This is a genomic window from Aeromicrobium sp. (genome assembly GCF_047606445.1).
In the GTDB taxonomy this organism is placed as follows: Bacteria; Actinomycetota; Actinomycetes; order Propionibacteriales; family Nocardioidaceae; genus Aeromicrobium.
Window position 1 is genome coordinate 1 of sequence record NZ_JASGEK010000016.1, and the last position, 23,754, is coordinate 23,754.

The 23,754-nt window shown below is 64.6% G+C and carries 21 protein-coding genes and 1 pseudogene; 6 read left to right on the forward strand and 16 right to left on the reverse strand.

The window, feature by feature from the left end; genetic code table 11:
• A pseudogene (locus QM621_RS04060) lies at window positions 1-106 on the forward strand (IS5/IS1182 family transposase); the annotation flags it as partial.
• A 1-nt stretch (window position 107) separates the two neighbouring features.
• Here the strand turns inward: QM621_RS04060 and QM621_RS04065 are convergent.
• The 13 genes from QM621_RS04065 to QM621_RS04125 form a co-directional block, all read right to left on the reverse strand.
• Window positions 108-1,238, reverse strand: coding sequence for a hypothetical protein (locus QM621_RS04065; protein ID WP_414989079.1), 1,131 nt, complete (start codon window positions 1,236-1,238; stop codon window positions 108-110).
• Entirely contained in the window at window positions 1,235-2,281 is a 1,047-nt protein-coding gene (locus QM621_RS04070) for a hypothetical protein (RefSeq protein WP_414989080.1), read from the reverse strand. The genes QM621_RS04065 and QM621_RS04070 overlap by 4 nt, the downstream gene beginning before the upstream one ends.
• A gap of 22 nt (window positions 2,282-2,303) precedes the next feature.
• On the reverse strand, window positions 2,304-2,861 hold the full coding sequence (locus QM621_RS04075; RefSeq protein WP_414989081.1) for an FHA domain-containing protein: 558 nt from the start codon (window positions 2,859-2,861) through the stop codon (window positions 2,304-2,306).
• Window positions 2,862-2,990: 129 nt separating this feature from the next.
• Window positions 2,991-3,767 (reverse strand): FHA domain-containing protein, encoded by a 777-nt coding sequence (locus QM621_RS04080; protein ID WP_414989082.1) that lies wholly within the window; start codon window positions 3,765-3,767, stop codon window positions 2,991-2,993.
• Between the two features lie 14 nt (window positions 3,768-3,781).
• Window positions 3,782-4,726: an FHA domain-containing protein gene (locus tag QM621_RS04085; protein WP_414989083.1), complete on the reverse strand. Its 945-nt coding sequence runs from the start codon at window positions 4,724-4,726 to the stop codon at window positions 3,782-3,784.
• 103 nt (window positions 4,727-4,829) lie between these two features.
• Window positions 4,830-6,719: a protein kinase domain-containing protein gene (locus QM621_RS04090; RefSeq protein WP_414989084.1), complete on the reverse strand. Its 1,890-nt coding sequence runs from the start codon at window positions 6,717-6,719 to the stop codon at window positions 4,830-4,832.
• A gap of 7 nt (window positions 6,720-6,726) precedes the next feature.
• Window positions 6,727-7,791, reverse strand: coding sequence for a protein phosphatase 2C domain-containing protein (locus QM621_RS04095; RefSeq protein ID WP_414989085.1), 1,065 nt, complete (start codon window positions 7,789-7,791; stop codon window positions 6,727-6,729).
• A 131-nt stretch (window positions 7,792-7,922) separates the two neighbouring features.
• Window positions 7,923-8,645 carry a hypothetical protein gene (locus QM621_RS04100; protein WP_414989086.1) on the reverse strand — a complete coding sequence of 241 codons (723 nt, stop codon included), beginning with the start codon at window positions 8,643-8,645 and terminating at the stop codon, window positions 7,923-7,925.
• Between the two features lie 119 nt (window positions 8,646-8,764).
• On the reverse strand, window positions 8,765-10,192 hold the full coding sequence (locus QM621_RS04105; protein ID WP_414989087.1) for a hypothetical protein: 1,428 nt from the start codon (window positions 10,190-10,192) through the stop codon (window positions 8,765-8,767).
• Window positions 10,168-10,767: a hypothetical protein gene (locus QM621_RS04110; RefSeq protein ID WP_414989088.1), complete on the reverse strand. Its 600-nt coding sequence runs from the start codon at window positions 10,765-10,767 to the stop codon at window positions 10,168-10,170. Before QM621_RS04110 ends, QM621_RS04105 begins: the two co-directional genes overlap by 25 nt.
• Window positions 10,764-13,217, reverse strand: a complete 2,454-nt coding sequence (locus QM621_RS04115) for an FtsW/RodA/SpoVE family cell cycle protein (RefSeq protein WP_414989089.1) — start codon at window positions 13,215-13,217, stop codon at window positions 10,764-10,766. The genes QM621_RS04110 and QM621_RS04115 overlap by 4 nt, the downstream gene beginning before the upstream one ends.
• Window positions 13,218-13,635: 418 nt before the next feature.
• The gene (locus tag QM621_RS04120) at window positions 13,636-14,580 is read right to left on the reverse strand and encodes a PP2C family protein-serine/threonine phosphatase (protein WP_414989090.1); all 945 of its coding nucleotides are present in this window, start codon (window positions 14,578-14,580) and stop codon (window positions 13,636-13,638) included.
• Entirely contained in the window at window positions 14,577-15,413 is an 837-nt protein-coding gene (locus QM621_RS04125; protein ID WP_414989091.1) for a hypothetical protein, read from the reverse strand. Before QM621_RS04125 ends, QM621_RS04120 begins: the two co-directional genes overlap by 4 nt.
• 176 nt (window positions 15,414-15,589) lie before the next feature.
• Between QM621_RS04125 and QM621_RS04130 the strand changes: the two genes are divergently transcribed.
• Window positions 15,590-16,063, forward strand: coding sequence for an NYN domain-containing protein (locus tag QM621_RS04130; RefSeq protein WP_414989092.1), 474 nt, complete (start codon window positions 15,590-15,592; stop codon window positions 16,061-16,063).
• Window positions 16,064-16,119: 56 nt separating this feature from the next.
• On the opposite strand, the gene QM621_RS04135 is transcribed toward QM621_RS04130, so the two are convergent.
• From QM621_RS04135 to QM621_RS04145, 3 genes are read right to left on the reverse strand one after another with little or no spacing between them, the layout of a single operon-like run.
• A complete protein-coding gene (locus tag QM621_RS04135; RefSeq protein WP_414989093.1) occupies window positions 16,120-17,025 on the reverse strand; it encodes a PASTA domain-containing protein in 906 nt (301 codons plus the stop codon).
• A gap of 9 nt (window positions 17,026-17,034) precedes the next feature.
• Entirely contained in the window at window positions 17,035-18,630 is a 1,596-nt protein-coding gene (locus QM621_RS04140) for a protein kinase domain-containing protein (protein WP_414989094.1), read from the reverse strand.
• Between the two features lie 44 nt (window positions 18,631-18,674).
• A complete protein-coding gene (locus QM621_RS04145) occupies window positions 18,675-19,340 on the reverse strand; it encodes a TetR family transcriptional regulator (protein ID WP_414989095.1) in 666 nt (221 codons plus the stop codon).
• Between the two features lie 154 nt (window positions 19,341-19,494).
• Here QM621_RS04145 and QM621_RS04150 point away from each other — a divergent pair, with 154 nt between their 5' ends.
• The 4 genes from QM621_RS04150 (at window position 19,495) to QM621_RS04165 (ending at window position 23,560) form a co-directional block, all read left to right on the forward strand.
• Complete coding sequence (locus QM621_RS04150; protein ID WP_414989096.1) at window positions 19,495-20,583, forward strand: ferredoxin reductase; 1,089 nt, start codon at window positions 19,495-19,497, stop codon at window positions 20,581-20,583.
• Between the two features lie 29 nt (window positions 20,584-20,612).
• A complete protein-coding gene (locus tag QM621_RS04155; protein ID WP_414989097.1) occupies window positions 20,613-21,761 on the forward strand; it encodes a fatty acid desaturase family protein in 1,149 nt (382 codons plus the stop codon).
• Window positions 21,762-21,933: 172 nt separating this feature from the next.
• Window positions 21,934-23,178 carry an ATP-binding protein gene (locus tag QM621_RS04160; RefSeq protein WP_414989098.1) on the forward strand — a complete coding sequence of 415 codons (1,245 nt, stop codon included), beginning with the start codon at window positions 21,934-21,936 and terminating at the stop codon, window positions 23,176-23,178.
• A 70-nt stretch (window positions 23,179-23,248) separates the two neighbouring features.
• On the forward strand, window positions 23,249-23,560 hold the full coding sequence (locus QM621_RS04165) for a DUF5663 domain-containing protein (protein ID WP_414989099.1): 312 nt from the start codon (window positions 23,249-23,251) through the stop codon (window positions 23,558-23,560).
• Window positions 23,561-23,754 lie beyond the last annotated feature (194 nt).

Here is a 23,754-nt window from a genome sequence, read left to right on the forward strand (position 1 = left end):
CGAAGCGTTCATCGCCCTCGCCAACACGATCATCATCATCCGCCGCCTCATCCGCATCGCCTGGACCACCCACCGCTGGGATAGCCGGCCAGCCCGACGACCGTGACCTACTGGCGGAACTTCTTAGATACACCAAGAAGCCTGCCACTGACAGTCAGAGAAGAACCTCCCGGAAGAACACCTTTCGCAGACCTCCGCCGAGGGCTTTGGAAGAGTGAGAGGTTCGCCGACCGCAGCCGCTTGTGAACCTTCTGAATGGGAACGCGTTCAGCTCGCTCTCGCGGGTCGGGGGTGAGCATGTCTCGCAGGAGGCGGGCGAGTTCTGGTGGCGTGTTCTGCGGGATGAGGTCAGCGAGACGGTCGAGGTCCTCGCGGGCCGTGGCGCTACTCGTCGGGTGGCGGCCGGTCAGCGCGTACAGGATCACCTGCGCGGCCTGGTGGATGTCGTTGTAGATCGGGTGCGGAGCGACGCCTTGACCAGCCGTCGGGAACATGTCAGGCGTCACGTAGCGCGCACGCGACGGGGTGAGCGTGGCCAGGCTTCCATCACGATGCCCATGACCGAGGTCGACCAGGACGAATCGTCCCCGCTCCGCTCCGTACGGCTGATGCCAAACCATGTTCTTCGGCGAGATATCCCCGTGATAAGAGCGCTCCCGAGCCGGTCCACGCTGCTCGTACAGACGCGGCAGCGCCTTAGCGAACGCGTAGAGCAGATCGGCCAACTCCAACGTGTCAAGCGGCCGACCGACCTGGTAGTCGTCATCCGCGACGAGATCACGCAACGACTGACCTGGGAGATACTGCATGGCGACGAACGCCACTAGATCGCCGACACGACTGTGGTCAAGCCCGCGCACGACGTGCTCCCCCCGGTCGAGCGATCGCGCGTACTCAGCCGCAGCCGCCCCGTGCTCCAGCTGGTTGAGAACTTTGACCGCCACCGTCTCGTCCCGCGCGGGGTCGTGGAGCGGTCCCTCCACCACCGTCGCCGTCCAGAGCGAGCCATAGGAGCCGGCCGCTCCCCAGGTCTTCCGCAGCTGGAAGACGTTGCCCAACGCGCCCCGCAGTCGTTGCCCCGGCCGAAGGTTCTCGACGCCCTGCGGCATCATGGCCTCGCCCAGCCGAGAACGCGGGTCGCCTTGCCCTTCCCGCCTACGCTCCTGATCGTCCCCCGGCGCGACCGGAGTCTTATCTCCGAGTCCAGGGGCAGTAGGAGTCACCTCGTCGTCGCTCATCTGTCCTCCTCAGCAGTCGTTGAGAAAGGACCCCGCAGATCCTCTGACCGCAATGAGAGACGAGCAGCCCTCATGCGCTCACCGAATTCCGTGATCGGGATCCGTCGCGAACGCTCCAGGGGATCTGGCGTCAGCATGTCCTTCAGTAACTGGGACAGCTCTGGTGGCAGTCCCTCGGGAACCAGGTCTGCGAGGTGTTCCAGTTCCTCCGGTGTCGTGGTGTGCGGGCTCGTCGGATGCTCGCCCGTCAACGCGTAGAGGATCACCTGCGCGGCCTGGTGGATATCGTTGTAGATCGGATACGGAGCGACACCTTGGTCGACCGCTGGGAACATGTCCGGCGTCACATAACGAGCCATCGGCGGAACGACATCCGCAGAGTCCTCGTCCCCATGACCGGGGCCGAGGTCCACGATGACGAACTGCCCTCGATCCACCCCCGGCGGAGCGTGCCACACAAGATTTCTCGGTGAGATATCCCCGTGATAGGAACGTTCTCTCCGCGGCCCCCGGAACTCGTACAAACACGGCAGGGCGACCTCGAAAGCCTCCAACAGGAAAGGCAGCTTCTCGCCGTCGACCCCGTGGCCACCCTGGTCTTTCGCGGCGGCGACAAGAGCGCTCAAGTGTGCGCCTGGCACATACCTCATCGCGACAAACGCGATGGAGTCCTCGGGACGGCTATGGTCGATCCCACGGACCACGTAGTCGCCACGGTCGAGTGATCGCCTGTACTCATCAGCAGCCGCTCCCGGCCGAGGCCGATCAAGAATCTTGACCGCCACCACGTCATGACGCGCCGGGTCGTGCAGCGGACCGTCGACGATGCTGGCTACCCAGATCGAGCCGAACGCCCCTGACTCGATTCTCTGCGTCAACTGGAAGCTATGGCCCATGGCGCCGCTGAGTCGCAACCCCTCATACGGGGTGACGCCCTCATAGGGCATCAGGATGTCGCTCCCCTGAGGCTTCACCGCGTCACTAGGCCGGGAACTCAGGTCGCTCGCGGTGTTGTACCTCGGGGTGGCGTCGTCGTCGCTCATCTGTTCTCCTCAGCAGTGGTGATCAGGAGACGACGACGCGGATGCGCACGTCCGGCCCGAGGCCGATGATGTCGCCGTGCGTGACCGTACGGTTCTCGTTCGCCTGGATCTTCGACTGGTTGACGGTCGTGCCGTTCGTGCTGGCGTCGTCACGGATCCGCAGCGACCCGTCCGGCAGCACCGCCACGAAGAGATGACTCTGCGACACATACGTCGAGTCGATCGTCCAGGTGGCGTCGCCCGACTTCCCCACCATCACCTCGGCGCCGCTGATCGGCACATAAAAGTCTGGCTGCTCAACATCGAACCGCCGCAGAACGACCTGCCGACGCTCGACCTCGGACGACTTCGGGGTCTGCTCCTCGTCACCGTGCCGCCGTGGGCGCGCCGGCGGCGTGTCGCCCCCTTGGAGGTGGTCCATCCGTGGTTGTTCAGAGGGGCGGGAGCCTCCTTCCAAGATCTCCTTCAGCCCCCGAACCGCCCGGACCACCCAGCCAGAGGCGCTGTCGCTGCGCCCATCCCAGCTGGTGGACGCCAGGCGATACACGACCAGAACGGTCACTGCCAACAGCAGCAACAACAGAATCCCTCTACCCGACATCATCGCTCCTTGCCAGTCAGACGCTTCGGCTCCGCTGCGCCAGTCTGGCACGATCCCGCTGTCCCGCACGCAAGAACTTGCGACGACAGGTCATCGCACGCCGAAGGCTCAGCCACGCGTCCACCGAACTCGCAGACGCACGTCTGGGCCGAGTCCGATCTGGTCACCGTCGGCCACCGTGCGGGGCTCCCCCGATCCGATCCTCACACCGTTCACCGTGGTCCCGTTGGTGGATTTGTTGTCAACGATCACCGGCGTCCCACCTTCATCGATGCGAACTCGCAGGTGCCGGCCGGAGACAAGCGGGGAGTCCACCGCCCAGTCCGCGGTGGACGCTCGGCCCACCGTGACCTCACGGCCGTCGACGGGCACGTCGAAATGAGGCTGATCACTGCCCTCCCACCGCAGCTGGAACCTTCGCGTGGCCGGAGTCTCCTCCTCGAGGAAGTCCATATCGACCCGAGTGCTCTTACCCCTCAGATCCGCCTTCGTCACCAGGTACATCGTCACCTGCGGCGGGACGACCAGACCTTCACGGACAGCAGCCTCTCTCAGGCCGTCGATGATCTGGCCCACGACGACCTGCTGGTCCACCTTCTGGAAGGCTCGCTCCATATCGGGCGAGATGCTGACGGTGATGCGCCTGCCGTACACGTGTCCGCGTTCACCGGGGATCTGGAAACCTCGCGCCAAGACGTCCTGGGTGATCTTGCGCCGCGCCTCGTCAGGCGTCATGTCGGTCGCGCGCTCGTCCTGACCGAACATCGCCGAGATCAGGCCCTTAGCCTGCGCGACGGCCTGGCCTTTAGGCCGATCGCTCCCGTTCTTATCGCCGATCTTGAGCCACGCCACGATCCCCACCACCATGATCAGCAGCGCGAGCATGATCTCGTTCGACGTCATTTCTGACCCTCCGGAGTCGTGGAGTCGGAGGTATCGCTCAGGTCGTTCTCGGTGTCCATCGGATGGGATCTCGGAGTCTCGTCGTCATCGAAGGCCACCTCGTCCGGCCTGCCACCGACGGCCTCGGGGCGGATGACGACCACCCGCAGGCGCACGTCAGGGCCCAAGCCGATCTCGTCGTTCTCGGCGAGCGGGTGGTCCTCACCTATGGTGAGCTGCTCACCGTTGAGTGTGGTACCGTTCGTCGATTTGAGATCTTGGATGACGAGCCTCTGCTCCGTCTCGTTCAACGCGACGACCCGCACTTTCGCGTGAGTCTTTGACACCCGCTCCGAGTTCACGAGGAACTCGTCCTCCGCGACCGCACGGCCGATGAGAAGCTCACTCTGATCCGAGGGAACCTCTTTCTCACCGACGATTCCGCGGACAGCGCGCAGGACAACCTTGGGACGCTCCACCGTTCGCGGTGTCGCCACCGCCTGCAGGCCCGTCAGCGTCGGATCCGCCTCCAGCCGCAGGGACAGGTCGGCGGGAATCTCATACTTCCCGTTCTGCGCGATCCTACGCAGCTCCTGAACGATCTCGTCGATGGAAGCCGCCATGCCACGCGTCCTCAGCGTCTGCTCCGCCTCGGAGCTGACCGCCACACGCACGTCATTGCCCAGGATGGCCCGGCGAGAACCCAATGTCTTCCACGCCTTCTTCAGCGTCTCGTTAACGACCGCGCGCTGATAGCGGCTGACATCGAACGTCTCACTGCCAGCCGCCGGGGACTCCCCCTCAGCAACCTCGGAAAACCCAGTGGCCTCGACCAGTCGGCGGAACCAGCCCGCCACCGCACCGCTTCCGTTCACCGTAGACTCCGTTCGCCTCACTACGACGACGACCGCCCCGACGACGACCGCCAACCCCACCACCAGCAATAGCAGTTTCAGAACCATGTGTCATTCCTCAGCTCGCGCTCAACCGGCCGATCCCAGACTCCCATCGAGCGCTGAGACGGCGGCGCAAGTCCTTGCACCGCCATCCGAGCCTGCAAGGTTCTCATTCCTCATACGGAGCCGCGCACACCGTGGTCGTGACCCCTTCTGAGAAGTTCATCTCCCATTTGCGCTCGCCAGCGGAAAAATCACATTCCTGATCCTTCCCCACCGAGCGAATCACATAAAGATCGATCGAAACTTCACTCGAATCAATATTTTTATATTCAGCAATTCCATCGATGATCCCCTTCTCTGTAAAATCTCGACCACAGGGCCCCATCGCATGAAACCAAACCAAATTAGAATCGGTGAGTTCATCTTCCTCATCCCCCGGGAAGCAAAGCCCTTCCCGCGGCACGGTACCCAGAACGTATTCATCTCCGTACGTCCAGTTAGTTGCATCGAAATCTTCATTCACATCGGTCGACAAGACCTTGACCCGAGCCTCATCGTCGCCGCAAGGAACACGATTCCAAGAGCCCCCTCCACCATCGGAAACCCATGTATCGAAAGGATAAGCATCGATGCAATCACCAGAACTCACTTCTGGCATCTGACCATCGCCAAGGAAACGGGAACCAAACACCCATCCAAAGAAAACCGCGGATACAATCGTTAGAATAATTCCCAAGTAATCATCTAGAAAATCGCCCAAGCTTATCGAGAAACGTTTTAGCGTAGATTTCCCGGCCTTGTGGCATTCGTAACACAAAAACTTACGATCCACATATTTTCGACAAGAACGACATACTCTGCGATTACAAGAGTCACAAGAAATAGAAGTCGTCAGACTAGGATGCTTGTAACATTTCCCCGAAGGACGATCTTCCGACATCGCCAAAGATTGCCTGACCGGCTTCGGTGTACCTGAAACTACAGGCTCTTCTGCCGATATAGTAGATCTTTCTTGAGCACTCATTCGACAGTCTGAGCACAATGGACGACTAGTGATCGCCGTGTCAGAACAGGTGGCGCAAAGCTTCCTCGCGCACAAGTGACAGGTAAACAATGCCACTCGATAATTGTGTTGATAACATAAGGGTTTCGGCACCCCCAACATGCTATCCACCGCCGTTAACGTCAGCACACGTTTCCATTCGTCGGCAGTCGGGCGGCTGCCGGTACCTGCGGGAACCGACGCCAGGAATCTCCTCACCAGTCGCCGAAGACCCTCATCCCATTCGTTCAATGGGCGTACCTTTTGAGCCCCAAAATAGGCGTGCCCGTCCTGGTTGATCCATGACTCGCCCGCAGAGATCCGTTCCTGAGAGAAATGGAGACGGCTTCCTTCGACAACACCATCAAACGGCGTGAAGCTCCCCATCAACACCTTGAGGATGACAATCCCCAGGGACACGCAATCACTCGCAGGCGATGCCAGGCTCGAGTTATCAGCTATCTCAGGGGCCGCGAACCCCTCCGTCCATCCCTCCGAAGGAGCACGACCGACGATGCCAAAGGAGTCCATGTCGACGAAGCCGACCTCTACCGCCGCTCCGTCAATCCGCACCATAATATTCTGCGGTTTTAGATCTCCTACATAAATGCCGTTCGCATGGAAGAAGCTCAATTGATCCACGATAAGACGCGCAATCTTAAGTCGCGTCCACGCATCCACACCACCGATCAGCCCCTCGCTAAAAAATTCCTCCAGAGTCTTGATCTCTCCATTTCCGTTGAAACGGATCATCGCGACGGCTTCTATCTTAGAATCTGACGCGATCAGTTCAATAGGGTAGCCGCCTGGCGGAAGCTCCTTTTCCCACCTTCGGTAGAAATCATGAAAAAAGGCGACACGTTCCACCAGCCCACCCGGAGCCTCGTCTATGTACACCTTGACCACGAAGTCACTGCTTCCTTCGACGGCATACACCCATCCAGAGTTTCCACCACCCTTGCTCTCACCCAGGCGGAAAGACTGACCGAGAAAACGGACGGTGCTACCCGTCATCAAAACTTCACCAGGCGGCAAGAGAAACTCCTATGTCGTCACCTTTGGAGGTCATCACATGGGCATCCTGCAAGAATCGCTCACACAACGCGCGCGAGTCCTCCTCGACTCGTCCCTCCCAGAAGTCCGCCAGGAGGTTGTCGACCACACCTGACCTCAACACATCGCGAACAGTTCCGGTCACCTCATCGCGAGAAGCCCGCAGGGCCACATACTCCAGGCCATCAGTGGATAGAAGCAAGGCCCTGTTAGCTGGGTCCTCCGAAAACTCCGTCTGCAAGCACTGGTTCCAGTCCACGCTGAGCAACGAGTCGGTGACATTCAACGGACGACCAGGAATACGCTCACGTACGATCACCAGATCTGCCCTCAGCTCTTGCTTCTCCAGTTCGCGCAACACGACCGCGAAGGAGTCCCCCAGCGAACCAACCGAGAGCCCCCCGGGACCCGCCAACGCGATGGTCAAGGTCGTGCTGAAGTCCGCCGGATCACTGAACTCCTTAAGCCATCGGTCACGAATTCGGCCGAAGATTCCCACCCATTCCTCCGACTTCGGCAATGTTCGAACATCCGCGACCTCCTCACGCGCGATCTCACCGGCTCGCCGAGCACCAATACTCGAATCGCGCGCCGAACCAACGCCGTCACACACGATCAATAGCGCGTGGTCAGGAGACTGAGGCCCCGCGTACGACCAGTCCTCACACACACGCCCTTCTCCTTTGCTCGATCCACGCACAGTGGTCGCCACACAACGAACACAAGACGGCTCAGAAGCCGCCTCTTTCGCTACGGAGGCAACGTCATGCTCGGACAGCAGCGGCTGAGGAGTCACCATCGGCTGAGCGACCACCTTGTGGTCCTGCTCGACGAATTCAGGCTCAGCCGCCTCCTGAACGACAGGGGCTTCGCCCTGATCAACTGATTCGTGCTCGGCCAACTCCTGAACAGCGGGTTCCTGGCCCTGCCCAACCAACCCGGGGTTGGTTATTTCCGAAGAGTCGCTCACCTGTTGCTCCGATGACGACACATCCCGGGCATCGGCCTCCTGGTCGTAGACCTCCTGTCCCACGTCATCGGGAGTCGTCTGTTGATCGAGAACAGGTCTGACTCTGACGATTCGGACAGGCGCGGCCTCAGACGGCTCCCCCCATCCGAGCCTACTCATCAGCCTCACCCAGCAAGGAAGACGGCGCTGAGCGCTCATCCGCGATCCATCTCCGCCCTGCCACTCTGCTGCACAATGTCACGCATAACCCTATGGACAATGCTCGCCGCACTGCCCCCGCGAGTATCCGTGGACATGATCTTGACGATCTTCAAGATGGCGGTCATCTGATCGGGAGGCAGTACCAACGCCGCGTCCAAGCAGACATGATTGAGGTAGGCGACCGCGCTCGAGTCCGTGCCGAGGCCGAAGACTTTGATCTTCTCGCTGACCTCCTGCACCTTGCGCATCGCCGCGTCAGCGTCCTCGTCGTCGGACTGAGGCGCTCCGTCGGTGAACACACACACGCTCGGGCGGCTGGACACGCTCACCCCTTGATCGATCAACTTGTCCATGTACCTGCGCATCTCGTCGATGGCGAGCTTGAACGCCGACGAGATCGGGCTTGTACCACCGTGCCCGACGGGGAAGGTAGTGATCGGGACCTCATTGGCCCGGTGGAACGGCTGATCGGACTCCGCCATGGCACACGAGCCACCGCTCGGTGTAAGCCAACGGACCTTCAACTGCCCATTGTGTCCGTAGAACTCGCCCACCGCGATATCCAACGTGGCTCCGACCTCCTTGGCGATGCCACGGATCATGCCCGGGACCTCCTGCCGCAACACCTCGATCGGCGTCCGTCCTTGAGCGTCAAGCGTCGAACGTCCCCTGATCTCCTCCCAGCCCATGCTGTCGGAGGTATCGAACAACACCATCACCGGTAGCCGTAGGAATTCCCGTCTATCCTCGTCATTTGGCGGGGCGTCGTACGACGCCCCAAATCTGTTGTTCCCTGCCATTGTCTTCCTTTTTTCCTCTCCCGCGTCGTTCCCACTCAGAGACGCTGTGGGGTGATCATGATTTTCGTCTGGTCAGCAGAGGTCGCAACCACGGAAGGGACACCGCCCGACTCAATGAACCGAAAATCAGTCGGCTCCACCGGAACCGACCCAACCCGACGCCAGTCCTCCCAGCGGGCTGCGGCAGCCCCCATGTCGATGCGCATCACCCGGGCCCACAAATCGTTTGCCGCATCGACAGCCACAACCATCCAGCCGAAACCGTCGTGGATCTCTTGCCGATACGCCGCCGCTGATCGAGCCTCCCCCGCAGGCAGCGCGTCTATCGAATCCCATGCGGCCTCGCCATCGGGCAACACCCGCAGCACGCGCAGTCGACCAGCGACCAGAGCGACCACCTCGTAGCCGCCCTCGTAGAGGCGCGACAGCGCGACTGACTCGGCGGGGGCGTGGTCAACCAGCCACTCGCCCAATTGACGCAGCGACGAACCGTCATAGGAAAGGTCACAACGCAGTAGTGGGTCGTTCGGTCCGCCGACGACAACCAGCAGTCGAGTGCTGGTGGTCCAACAGAGCCGGACGTAGGCGGGGTTGACGTTCGGGGGCAGCGCAAAGTCGTGCTGCGACCACTGTCCGCTGCGGATGTCCCGCCCCCGCTGGGTGAACACACGCACCGACCCGGCGACCAAGAACGCCGCGGCCACCGCGTCGGACCCGGCGACCAAGTCGGCGTCGACGAACGCCCCGACCTGCCTCAGTGGCGACGGCACCGTTCCTGTCTGTCTTGGCTGGGCGACCGTCCCCCAGTCAACCAACTCAACCTCAGCACTGTCATCACCGGGCTCATGAGTGAAGCACCGTAGGCGCAGCAGTCGATCGCTGACGAGCGCGTGACGGCACACGACCTCCCGCCGCGCCACTGGCGCCACCGGCTGAGGCCGTCCCTGCGAACCGTGCAGGCTCGCTCGCACCGCGTGCATCCGATCCGCCAGCTCACTCATCGGAAGACGCCGCACCCGCTCCCACGGATCGAAGGTCACCATGTCGTGCAACAGCTCCGACAACTCCCGCGGCAGGCCCGAGGGAATCAGTGCGGGGATCTGACGCATCGACTCCTCGGTGGCCTGCCGCGACGGGGCGCTGGGGCGCAGTCCTGTGAGGGCATAGACGATCACTTGGCCGGCCTGATGGATATCCCCGTAAATCGCATGGACGTTCAGATGCGAGTCATCGACCAACCCAAGAGACTCCGGCGTGGGATACCGGCCCGGCAACGGCCTCGTCCCCTTTGTGTCGTCCTGGTGCCCATGCCCCAGGTCCACGAGCACGTAGTTCCCACGGTCCATGCCGGGCGGCTGATACCAGACGAGGTTCTCTGGAGCAATATCGCCGTGATACGAAGGCTGTCGACGAGGTCCACGCGGCTCGTACAGACAGGTCAGCGCCTCCGTGAACGCCTCCAAGAGCAGACTGCCTCCGTCAGACCCAGTGGGACCGGCGAGGCCGACGCAGAAGATTGGACCTGCCGCGCGAGCGTCGTCCCTGGCACGTAGCGCATGACCACGAACGCCCACTCGTCACCTGGTCGGCTGTAATCGAGACCGCGCACCACGTAATCGCCACGACCGAGCGAACGCTCGTACTCGCTCCGCACTCGATCGTGGTCCTCCGGCGTCGGCCGCAGATAGAACCGCTCACCCCGGTTGTTCTTGTGCATGAGGAACTTGACCGCGACCTGATCACGTCGAGTCGGATCGAACAGACGCCCACTCACCACCACGGCGATCCAGAGCGCCCCGAAGCCGCCCTTGTGGTCCTCCGCCAAGGACTGGACCAACTTGAACGTATTCCCGTCTCCGCCACGCAGCAGCGTTCCCACCTTGGGTTCGCGGCCCGGCCGCTGGACCAGATCGGGGGCGAGGCCCGTCGGTTGATCCGCGGGGTCACGCGGACCACCCCCGTTGTCCTGATAAGGGCGGAACATCGGCGTGACCTGGTCACCATCCCGGCCAGCCACCGGCGTCGGCTCGTCGTTCACTTGTCGTCTCCCCACGTCTCACACGCTTGCAGCACGGCGGCCACGATCGGTCCCGCATCACGGCTGCCCACCAAGCCCGCCGCACCGTCAGGCCCGGGCTTGACCACGACCGTCACCACGTACCGCGGATCGTCATACGGAGCGTAAGCGGTCATCCAGGCGTTCGCCACGTCTCCCTCATAGTCGGCGGTGCCGGTTTTGGCGGCCGCGTCCAACCCCTGGAGTCCGTCGATGCGCGAAGCCGTGCCCTCGGTCACCGCCAGGCGCATGCCGCGTTGGACCTCTTCGACGGCCTCCTCGCTGAACGGCTCGTCACCGATCGAGCCCTCCTCGTCGGCCAGCAGCGTGAAACCGATCGGACGACCATCGCGCGCGACCATCGCCGTGAATTGATTCACCGCGATCGGCGTCATCTGCGCGTTGCCCAGGCCGATCGCCCCGCTGGCAGCGCCGAAGAGCGAGTCCTCGGCCTCTGCGATCCGGCTCGGCATGATGGGCAATCCGTTCAAGTCGTCCTGGAAGTTGAGCACCCCCGTCGTCAGTTCAACGAGAGACGGCGCTCCAAGTTCCGCGCCGACCCGCGCGAACTCCGGGTTGCACGAAGTTGACAGCGAATCGTCATACCCCTGCCCGCCGCACGGCCCGCCCGACGTGCTCGAGATCGAGCCCCCGCCGACCTCGAACGTCGACTGAGCCGCGCCCAGCGGCGCGACGCCCTCGTCGACCCCGACGAGCGCGGTGAGGATCTTCGCCACCGAGCCGGGAAACGTCACCACTCGCAACTGGTCGATCTCCTCAGCCAAGGCCTCTTGGGGATCGCCATTAATCCGGTCCCCGAAACCCGACGGGTCGGCGGACGGACTGCTCGCATAGGCCAACACGCGACCGGTCCGCATGTCGGTGGCGATCACCGCTCCCGTGCGCCCCTCCAGGCTGGCGTTGGCGACTTCCTGGATACGACTGTCGATCGACAGCGTGATCGTCGGGCAGCCGTTCCCCGTCAGTCGTTTCTCGTCAGCACAGCGCAGCTCGTCGGCCAACGCCTTCTCCAGCCCTGTGTCCAGACCGCCCAGCGACACATTGCCCACCAACGGCGTGTAGCCAGCACCACCCGGGTAAGACCGCACCGCAGTGGCGATCCGAAGCGGTTGATCTTCCTCTCGCGGCTCCGTACGGGCCAACACCACGCCGTCGCGCGTCTCGATCTCGCCACGATTCAGCATGGCGACGGCGAGCGTGTAGGGGTCGCGCGGGCCGAGCCGTTCAAGAAGCCCGTCGTCGAGACTGACCCGAAGACCCGCGCCGATCACGATGAGCGCGGCGACCGCGCCAACCGCGGCGGTGATGTTCAACCGGCGAGCCATCCCTGCAGGGGCCTGCGGCACGGCGTCGCGCGACTGAGCGACCGCCAAGATCAGCCCCAACGCCGCTGCCGAGGACGCCAGGCTGGACCCGGAGACGCTGAAGAACGGCACCGTGACGCCCGTGAGCGGCAAGACGCCGAAAAGCGCGCCCGAGATCACCAGACCCTGGGTGACCAGCATGACCCCGAGCCCCGCAGCCAACAGCGTGCCCTTCTCATCGGCAGCGCGACGCGCCACATATATTCCGACCGCGCCGACCAACACCAGAAGCGACAGCAGGCTGACCGTCGTCACCATGCCCGCCTCAGTCGCCAGACTCGCGAGCAGGCTGTCGGTGTGGTACTCATCAATCCACGCGAGCAGCCCATATCCCAAACCCTGACCGGTCAGGCCACCCTGGGCCACGGTGACGAGCACCTCGCCGATGTGTGTGAGGTCCACATGTCCAGGACTCGCCAAGGTGGATTCCGGCAGCGGGTTACGCCACTGATCCACCCGCTGAGCGATCTTGTCCATCGCCAGCGAGGCGACGACGAAGCCCGCCGTGCCGGTGAGAAGCGCCCCGACGAGGTAACGCCGCTTCGCCCCCGCCACCGCGAGGAGCACACAGGTGGTGATCACCAGGATCATCGCCGGACCGAAGTCCTGAGCGACGACCGCGAGCATCACCCCGAGGAGGAGCGGCAACACCAGGAATCCGACCAGACGCACATTCGGCACGGGAAGGTTTCGCCACCGTTGGTCGTCGGCGAGAAGCTCCAGTCGGCGATCCGCCAGCGTGCCGGCCAGCCATACGACGAGCAGCACTCGTCCAAGCTCTTGCGGCTGCACCGATCCGACCAGCGGCAAAGTGACCGCCACATACGCGCCATCGGCGGCCGACGACCCCAGAAGACGCGGCAACGCCATGCAGGCCAACGCGGCCAGTATGACCACCAGACGAAAGTCACGACTGAGCAACAACCGCAGCGTTCCAGGCCGGGAGAACAGCCACAACACGCCCAAAGGGATCACCGTGTTGACCAAGGACGGCCCCCCGGGGCTCAATCGGAAGTCGAACAGCAGACCCGCCAACGCCAGCGCCATCGCGGCCGCCAGCCCGACTCGGACCGGAAGGTCGATCGACCTCACCAACAGCTGGCTGACGACGAAGGCCAACGTCGCGGCCGCCAGCACCGTGATCAGGCTGAGCGGCGCCACACGACTCGAGACCGCGTACACGCCGAAGAAACCCGCGACGCTCAGCCCGCCCACTCCGATCGCCGCGACCAGCCGCGCCGTCTCATTGCGCAGACCGTCACGGCGACCGATGACGAACGTCGCCCAGGCCGCCCCGGTGAACGTGAGAAACCCACAGATCACCAACATGTCGACCGTGTCGCCGACAAGATTCCCGATCATGACACCTCCACTCGAACGCCGACGTGGACCGCCAGCGCCTCACATCATCGCGCAAAGTCACCTGGTCGCGGGGCAAGTTCTTGCGTCTCGCCGCGAACACCTCTCAAACGAGCTGCGACAAGCCCACGAACTGCGACGTGTCAACGACATCGATCACCGCCACCGTGGTGTTGTCGCGGACGCCGTACTCCTGCGCGAACTCCAACAACACCTCCACACAGTCCGACGGGCCATAGTCGGGGTCAAGCAACGCCGCCTCCACCTCATCGGCGGGAATGTCGAGCACGCCGTCACTGGCCAACAGCACCCGCGCGCCCGCCGTCACCGTCCGCTGCACCACATCAGGAGTGGCGTCGATGCCGCCGATCGCCCGCTGCAGCGCATAGCCGCCGCCCGCGTGACCGCTCGGAGCCGTGGTGTGCGGACGGGAGATCTGCTCCACCTGGCCGTCAACGACCAGATAGATCGGACTGTCCCCGACCCATGCGAACGTCAGCGTCAGCTTCTCCACGCCATCGTCCGGCACGTCCACGTCCGCCGGGGTGTCCGCGAGAACCGGAGTGCTCTCCTCGGTCGTCGCCGGCTCGCTCTCCCGGCCCGCTCGGGGCGTGTCCTCCTCCCGGTAGTCGGAACGTCGAGGACGGCTGACATGCACCATCGACAGCGTGGAGGACGTCTCGACCGCGTTGAACACGGTGGCCGCGTGCAGCGCCTGCTCATGGGCGCTGGCCGTCAGGGCTCGTACGGCGGTGACTGGCGGAACGTGATCGCCGATCAACGCGCTGTCGATGCCGATCCGGCCCAACGCGACCTGCGCGGCCGCGTCCCCGCGCACCGACCCGCCGACGCCGTCGGCGACCGCGACCACACTCCCGCCGACGAGATACCGGTCCTGGTTGCCGGTCCGATGCCCGACCTGACTCGCCGCCCGCACGACCACTCCGAGCTTCGTGGGAGCCTCGGCACGCTCGTCAGCCTGCTCCCCGACCGGCGCCTCCTCCTGCTGAGCGACGACGATGTCTTCGTGTCGCTGAAACAACCACTTCATCGCGTCGCCTCTTCCACCAGATCGATGACGTCGTCGAACGTCAGCACTCGCGCCTGCACCAGCCACTCGACCAACTCCGACGAGCTGGGGGCGTTCCGCGACACCGACTCCGAGCCCTCGGCCACCACCCGACGGAACTCCGCCTTGAGCTGCGAGATCCGTTGCACCGTGATGCCGAGCCTCTCCGCGGCGGCCTTGTCGCGCCGCTCGCGGACCACACGCCCTTGAGGCCATGCGGTCGTCGCGGCCTCCGAGACGATCATCGTCCGTAACCGTCGTTCCCGCGCCTCGTGCTTCGAGTCCTGGCACAGACTGACCCGACCGCCATCGGCACGGCAGGAGCACACGATCTCGGGCCGGATGCGGAACCGCGCGATCTCCGCCTGTCCCGGGGTCTCCTCGGACGGCTCCGGCAGCGGGGCCAGCCACCCCGGCTCGTAGGGATCTTCAGGTCCCACGATGAGGAAGGTCGAGGTGTCGACGATGTCGACCACCGCTCGCCCGTTCAGCAGCACACGATCCTGACGATCATAGAGATCGAGACCTTTGCGCCCCCACTCCCGGACGAGCAGCGGCCGCTTGTCACTGTGGTTCGTGACGACGATTCCTTCGGCAGTCCAATGGACAGCCCCCTGGTCGCGCGAGACCCAATCGTCCATACCGCGCTCGACGCCCAGGAACGCGCCGCCGCGCGCCGCGCGCCGCAGCACGTCGCTCTCGTCCAGACGCCCGAAATACACCGCGCTACGCGGCCCGGGCTCGGCGAGCGTACGAGATCCGATCTGGACGATCTGGTCGTCGAGATCTGTGTACATCGAGACGCGCAACACCATGCTGACTCCTTCGTGTGACTGATCACAACGATGCCCTATGCGGACGCCGAAAGGACGCAAGACGTTGCACGGCGTCCCCACAGGTTCCTCCGTGGAGAAGCCCGTGCAAGACGTTGCGGCCGATCGGCGGCTCATGGCGTGGGATGGCCCTACGACCAACTCGCTAGGAGGACCCCATGTTCCACACCGCACAGCGCAAGCTCTTCATCGTCGACATCGAGAACCTGCTGGGAACCGACCGCAGCCGCTACGGCGTGCGTCAGGTCTGGGAGGGCCTGCGGCCCGCCGTGTCCACGCAGGACCACATCGTCGTCGCCTCGGGCCCGACGATGGCCCGAGTGGCGTTGTTCGAGCTGGCCGGCGTGCCGATGAGCTACCACGTCCGCGCCGGCCTCAACGGCGCCGACCACGAGCTCCTCGACCGGATCGACGAACTCCACGCGGCCAGTCGCTACGACGTCATGGTCATCGCCAGCGGCGACCACGCCTTCACCTCGATGGCGCTCCGGGCCACGTCGGCGGGCATGAAGGTCTGGCAGCTCGCCGGCCGCGGCGGCGTCAGCCGTCAGCTGCGCGGAGCCACCCAGCTCCACGCCAAGCTCAACATCCGCCGCCAGGGCGTCCCTCAGGAACTCGTGCTGGCGGCGTGAGGTGGTGGGGTTTCTGCGGTCTTAAGAACGGAGAAACTCACTACCGCGAAAAGAGGTCAACGGGCGTTCGATAGGTACGGGTTCCCCAGGAACACAGACCCTTCAGAATGTGTCGTCGTTCCAATGAGCGTCAGCCGCAAAACACCTGAGACATCGACCTTAATCTCGACAGGCTGACCCAACTTGATATCGGTTTCCGAGATAAGGATCCGACCGTCTTCAGCCTTGAGCTGAATCGAGATAAGGGTGTCAGCCGGAGCTTCATCCGACACTCCCACCAACGCCTCAAAAGTCTGATACTTACGACCGAGGTTGTAAGAAACCATCATCGGATTCGATTCATATGGACCCCGCGACAATTCGAGGGCTTGCGGATAAGGCTCCGTGTTAATGACGACATCGACAGCATCCACACCGCCTCCGTCCACTTCTACCGGCTCCAGCTCCGCCAATGACTGAACCGCGTCGGCGCGAGCCACGTCCAGCACCACAGTCGCCTCGTTCATCGCGCCCGCCGCTGGCGTCTGACCGACCACGGTCCCGTCCTGGACGCTCGGGTCCGACACCGGGTTCTCCTCGACCTCGAAGCCCGCGTCCTCCAGCGCCTTCGTCGCGTCGCCGATCGACTCGCCCACGACGTCGGGCACCGGGAGGCTGCCCACTGCCACCGTGAGCGTCACCTTGCTCCCGATATCGTCGCCGACGCTCGGCTCCTGATCCAGGACACGTCCCTCGTCGCCAGAGTCCTGACGCGTCTCCACTTTGATCTGGACGTTCGGCGCCACCTCGAGGATGGCCTCGCGGGCCTCGTCCTCGTCCATGTCGATCACCGACGGCATCGTCGCGCTGTCATCTCTCTTGTCAACCTTGGTGCCATCGCCGTCGCCGCCCGAGCACCCCGCGACGACCAACACCACCGAAAGCAGCGCGGCCAGCACCATGTTGCCGCCGAATCGATTCACGAGTTCTCCTCAGAGTGTCTTCACGATGACCAGAGCTTCGGGAGAGGCGCAATCCACCTGCGTCTCGGCTCTGGACTCAAGATAGAGGAAGCCTTGCCCCTGCGCCATATCGACGCTGACCGTTCTCGTCCCGACGTGCGTCACGGCGTCCCACGACTGGTCCTGGCCGCCGCGCGCGACGATCGATCGTCCCGTCTTCAACGAGTTCTCATCGAGTCGCACCTGCAACCGGACCTCCTCATCGCTCGACTGGACCTCCACCGTCAGGCTGCTCCCCTCGCAACCGGCGGAGGCGATCGGATACACCGGCTCCGAGACCGTCCTCCCGCTGACCAACACCGTGTCCTTCTCCGGAGGAGGTGTCAGCGTGGTCGACACCTCCTCGACCAAAGGAGGATCGGTCACGGTGCTGCCGGGATCGTCCTGCGTGTCAGAACCGCCGGACGTACCAGAGCCATCGAGAAGACCCGCCTGACCAGCCGCCATCAGGCCCCCGCCGACGAGGAACACCGCGACCACCGCCCTCACGCGGCGACGAGGACGTCGAGAAGATCCCGGCGGCGCAGAAGGCTCCGAGGCCTCCGCGTCAGACTTCAGTTCCGACTCCGACTCCCGCCTCCGCTCCGACTCGATCTCCCGGCGCGGCGCGGCGCGCAACCGCGCGGCGACCTCGTTGGCGAGCGGAACGAACCTCTCCATCGGGAGGTTCGCGGCACGACGTCGGGGATCCGGCTCCAACATCGCGGCCACCAGTTGGGCGAGTTCCGGCGCCGTCCCCTCCGGGACACGCCCCGGCAACTCGGCGAAGTCGTCCGGCCGGGTCGACCCCGCGCTCGTCGGGTGTCCCCCGCCGAGCGCGAAGACCATCACCTGTCCGGCTTGGTGCAGATCGCTGTAAATGCGTGGAACGGTCGAAGCGGCGAACTCCTCAAACATTTCCGGCGTCACGTATCGGGCCATCTTCGGCCGAGCCCCGGTGACTGAATGGTCGTGGTGCCCGTGGCCCAGGTCGATCACCACGAACCGTCCACGCTCATCATCGCGCTCCGACGCCCACAAGACGTTCTTCGGAGACAGATCGCCGTGATAGACACGCCCCTGGTACGGACCAGCCTGCGTGTCACAGCAGCGCATCGCATCCGCCAGCCCCTCCAATAAATCGGCGAGCCGCTCGTCCGACAACGCCCCGCCCTCCTTCTCGACCAGAGCGCTCAGCGTGTTCGCCGACAAGTACTCCATCACAACGAAGGGGTGAGCCGCGCCGGACGGGCTGTAGTCGAGAGCCCGCACCACGTGATCGCCTCGACCCTGCGACCGCTCGTACTCGCTCTTGGCATCCTCGTGACGGCCGCGCTCGACCACCTCGCGACCCTGGCCCGGGTCGAAGAACCTGCTCTCGAGGAACTTGACCGCCACAAGCTCACGACGCCCGTCGTCATGCTCGACGATGGCCGTCCACACCACGCCGTACCCGCCGCTACCGTCGACCCGCAACGGCTCGAACAACTCGTAGTTCCCTCGGTCCCCGAGTCGGACGCCGCGCAGACGCGTCCCTCTCCCCAGCGCGGCGACAGGCGTCCGCTCAGGGTGCTCGACCTCAGCCATGCGGCGCCTTCCTCTCGTCTGCGACGGGTGCTCCTACCCAACTCTCATTGTCTGTCATCCCCCGACCGACGTCCCGAGGAGCGCCAGTTGAGGGCGCCGATGGCGATCATGCGGAACTGGCGCTTGGTGCGGCGGGCGACCTCGGCCTCCAGCTCGGGGGTGGGAGTGCTGTAGATGAGGCGTTCGGCGGCGGCGACGAGGGTGGCGACGATCATGCCGGCCGAGATGCGCAGATCGTCGGTCGACCAGTGGATCGCGCCGGGCAGGCGGGCGAAGTCGGTGGCGACCTCGGCCTCGAACAGCTCCAACTCGCGGGCGATCGCCGCCCGGACGACGGGCGAGGCGCCCACCCGCTCACGGGAGATGAAGGCGAACTGCGCGCGGTCGGCTTTGACCCGTTCGATCAGCACCGACACCGACGCGCCGATGACGCCGTCATTGGTCAGCGGGGCGGTGCGCACCTCCATCAACATCGTGCGCAGCGCGCCGAAGGACTCCTCGACGAGCGCAAGGCCGAGGTGGTCGGCCGACGCGAAGTGCCGGTAGAGCGCGTTCGGCGCGATGCCGACCTCGCGGGCGACCGCGCGCAGCGACAACGCGCCCAACGAGCTGTCCTCGGTGAGCTTCAGCGCGGCCGCCAAGATGGCGCGTCGCGTGTGCTCTTTGCGCTCGGTCCGGGTCGGCTCGACGGGCTGATCGGCGTCACTCATGACCCGACCCTACATTTTTTGTGGACAGCTGACCACCGCTGACCTGCGCAAACATCCAACGTGTCTGCACTCACAGTGATTCTACGTTGACGATGGCCCATTCGATCGTCCAAAGTTTGTGGACAGTTGTCCACTAACTTTCGAGAAGAAGAACATGACTCTCACCCAGCGCGTCCTCGAGTCGCGGGTCCTCGCCGCCCTCACCAGCCCGCACGGCGTCGACCGTTACCTCGAGCAGATCCACCCGATGTGGGCCGCCACCGAGGTCCGCGCCCGCGTCACCGACATCGTCCGCGAGACCGACGGCGAGCACCCCGTCGCCACGCTCACCCTCCAGCCGACCCGCACCTGGCGCGGCCACCGCTCCGGCCAGTACGTGCAGGTCGGCGTCGAGGTCGAGGCCGGACGTCGCGTGACCCGCTGCTTCTCCATCTCCTCGGCCGCCTCGCTGCCCGGCGAGCCGTTCACCATCACCGTCCGCTCGCACGCCGAGGGCGTCGTCTCCAAGCACCTCGTCAACGACGCGCGGGTCGGCGAGATCATCCACCTGAGCCAGGCCGAGGGCGACTTCACCGTCCACGAGAGCGCCGCGACCCCGACCAACAACCACCTGCTGATGATCTCCGGCGGCTCGGGCATCACCCCGGTCATGTCGCACATCCGCACACTGCTGCGCGACGGCTACGACGGCCACGCCAACCGCAAGGTCACCTTCCTGCACTACGCCCGCTCCCGCGAGGACCAGATCTTCGCCGAGGAGCTCGACCGCATCGCCGCCGAGGACAACGGGATCACCGTGCACCTGCGCTACGGCGCCCACCTGTTCGACGCCGACGAGCTGCGCAAGATGGTCGGCGACTACACCGACATCGACACCTGGGCGTGCGGCCCCGGCGGCCTCATCGAACTCGTCCAGGAGGCCTACGGCGACTCGCCGCGCCTGCGGGTGGAGTTCTTCAAGCCCCCGGCCTTCGCCACCGACGGCGACGCGGAGGGCACGATCGTCTTCGCCAAGTCCGGCACGAGCGCCGAGAACTCCGGCGCGAACCTCTTGGAGCAGGCCGAGGAGGCCGGACTCGCCCCGCAGTTCGGCTGCCGCATGGGCATCTGCTTCTCCTGCACCGTGGTCAAGACCGAGGGCACCGTGCGCAACGTGCTCACCGGCGAGACCTCCTCGCTCCCCGACGAAGAGGTGCGCGTCTGCGTCTCGGCTCCCGTCGGCAACTGCTCCATCGACCTCTGATCCCCTCCACGCGCCAGAAAGACACTGAGATGACCACGATCCCCTTCATGCCCCGCGCCAAGAGCCGCAGCCGCGCCTCCGACCCGAAGATCCCGAACCTGACGCCCGAGCAGTTGGAGGACTTCGGCGACGAGATGGACGCGCTGCGCCAGCGCGTCATCGCCGACCTCGGCGAGGAGGACGCGAACTACATCCGCAACGTCGTCAAGCGTCAGCAGCAGTTCGAGGTCGCCGGCCGGCTGATGTTCTACGTGCCGCCGGCGTGGCCGCTCGCGGTCGCCGCGCTCAGCGTCTCGAAGATCCTCGAGAACATGGAGATCGGCCACAACGTCATGCACGGCCAGTACGACTGGATGGGCGACCCGAAGCTCAACTCGCGCATCTACGACTGGGACAACGTGTGCCCGGGCGAGCAGTGGAAGTACAGCCACAACTACATCCACCACACCTTCACGAACGTGCTCGGCAAGGACCGCGACATCGGCTACGGCATCCTGCGCATGGACGAGGACCAGAAGTGGCACCCCTACTACCTGGGCAACCCGCTGTGGGCGTTCCTGTTGATGACGTTCTTCGAGTGGGGCGTGGCCATGCACGACCTCGAGGTCGAGAACATCGTCGCGGGCAAGCGCAAGATCGAGGAGAACGCGCACCTGCACTCGGCGATCATGAAGAAGGTCAAGCGTCAGGCCGTCAAGGACTACCTGCTGTTCCCCGCGCTGACCGGCCCGCTGTTCCCGCTGACCTTCGCGGGCAACGCGGTGGCCAACCTGGCCCGCAACGTGTGGGCGTTCAACATCATCTTCTGCGGCCACTTCCCGGCGGGCGTCGCGACGTTCACCGAGGAGGAGTGCGAGGACGAGTCGCGCGGCCACTGGTACTACCGCCAGCTGCTCGGCTCGGCCAACATCACCGGCGGCGACCTGTTCCACATGATGTCGGGCAACCTGAGCCACCAGATCGAGCACCACCTGTTCCCCGACATCCCGGCGCGCCGCTACCCGGAGATCTCCGTCGAGGTCAAGGAGATCTGCGAGCGCTACGGCATCACCTACAACACCGGCCGCCTGAGCAAGCAGCTGTTCACGGTGTTCAAGAAGATCTGCCGCATGTCCCTGCCGACCCCCGCCCCGAAGGCCGAGACGGTCGTCGAGGAGCAGGTGGCGACCGCCGCCTGATCGTCAGACGGGATTCGACGCCCCTGGCCGCTGCAGCGGTCGGGGGCGTCGTCCATCTGCGCCAGTCGGTCACTGCGTTTCGACGAGTTGAGTGTTGCGAAACGACGAGTTGGGTGCTGCGAAACAACGAGTTGAGGATGGCGAAACGATGAGTTGGGGCTAGTATCGACCCATGACCGCCTTGTTCGACCGGCACGCGGAGCCACAGGTGCGACAGCTTCTGCAGCACTTCCCGTGCGTCATGATCGAGGGCGCCCGGCAGGTCGGCAAGAGCACGCTCGCCCGACAGATCGCCGGCGACGAGTCCCGAGTCTTCACACTGGACGACGCCGACGTGCGTGCCGCCGTCGAACGCGACCCCGTCGGTTTCTTGGAACGCCAAGGCGACGACCTCCTGGTCATCGACGAGTTCCAGCGACTCCCCCACCTCGTGCTGCCGCTCAAGGCGGCCATCGACCGGGACCGCCGTCCTGGCCGCTTCCTGCTGACCGGCTCCGCCTCGCTCCTGAACGTCCGAGGCCTGCCCGACAGCCTCGCCGGACGCATGGTCAGCCTGCCGCTGTACGGACTCAGCGCCGGCGAGAGCATGCGCCGTCGTGACGACTTCGTCGCGACGCTCCTGGCGGACAGCCGACCAGAGGCCTTCGAGACGGCTCTCCGGCGCTCCGACTACGCCCGCCTCATCGAACAAGGCGGCTACCCCGAGGCGAAGGCCCTTCCCGAACGACTGCGGCGGACATGGCTCACCTCCTACGTCGAACGGGTCACCCACCGTGACCTCGGCGAGCTGCGACGTGAGGTGAGCCCGGACCGCGCCGACTCGCTGCTGCGCGCGCTCGCCGGGAACCAGGCGGGCGAACTCGTCAAAGCACGGCTCGCGGGCGCCACCACCATCCCGGTCGCCACCATCACCGGCTACCTCGACCTGCTGCGCGCGACCCATCTGATCGCCACGATCCCGCCGTGGACGCCCAACCTCGGCAAACGTGAGGTCGGTCGGCACAAGGCCATCGTCCTGGACTCCGCGCTCGGGCTCCACCTGGCCCGACTGACCGCCGCGCACCTCGATCAACTCTCCTACAGCGAGGCCTTCGGCTCCTTCCTCGAGGCGTTCGTCGTCGCGGAGCTTCTCAAGCAGCAGAGTTGGGCCGCTGAGGAGTTCAAGGTCTTCCGCTACAGGGATCGGGCAGGCGGCGAGATCGACGTCATCCTCGAACTCGCCGGCGGCGCCGTCATCGCCATCGAGGTCAAGGCGTCGACGTCCTTCAGCGCGGGGCACTTCAAACACCTCGACGCGTTACGCGCCAAACTCGGCGACCGTTTTCTCGCCGGCGTCGTCCTCAACACCGGGACGCAGGGCTACCAGTACGCCGACCGTCTCTACGGCCTCCCCGTCTCCGCGCTGTGGCAGTGGTGAAACCCGCCCACGGGCCGGGTAGCCGGACTACGATGACGGGACCGTCGTCCCCGCGCGAGATGAGTCCTTCATGTCCATGATCCGGATCGACCACGCCCTGCTCGTCGAGATCGGCCTCGGTGAGCTGCCCGAGGAACTGCGCCAGGACATCTACAGCACGATCGAGCTGCGCGTGGGCGAACGGCTCTCCGCGGGCATGACCGACGCCCAGATGGCGGAGTTCGAGAAGATCATCGACAGCGGCGACGACGCCGGGGCGACCGCCTGGCTCACCGCGAACGCCCCCGACTACCGACAGATCGTCGCCACGACCTTCGACGAGCTCAAAGCCGAGATCGCCAGTCAGGCCGAGGAGATCCTGCGCGGCGTCGACGAGGCCTGAACGCCCTTGCGATCACCCCGACTATCCCAACCAGGGTCCGGACCGACGGGCCCAGGCACGTGAAGGCCCCGCCGTTCTCGGGGGGTGAAACGGCGGGGCTGAGCCTTATAGTAGGCATACACTTGGTCAAAATGTCAACCGTTGCGCCGAGAAAATTTCTCATACCGGCCGCCGTCTCCCTCGATCGGCCTCGA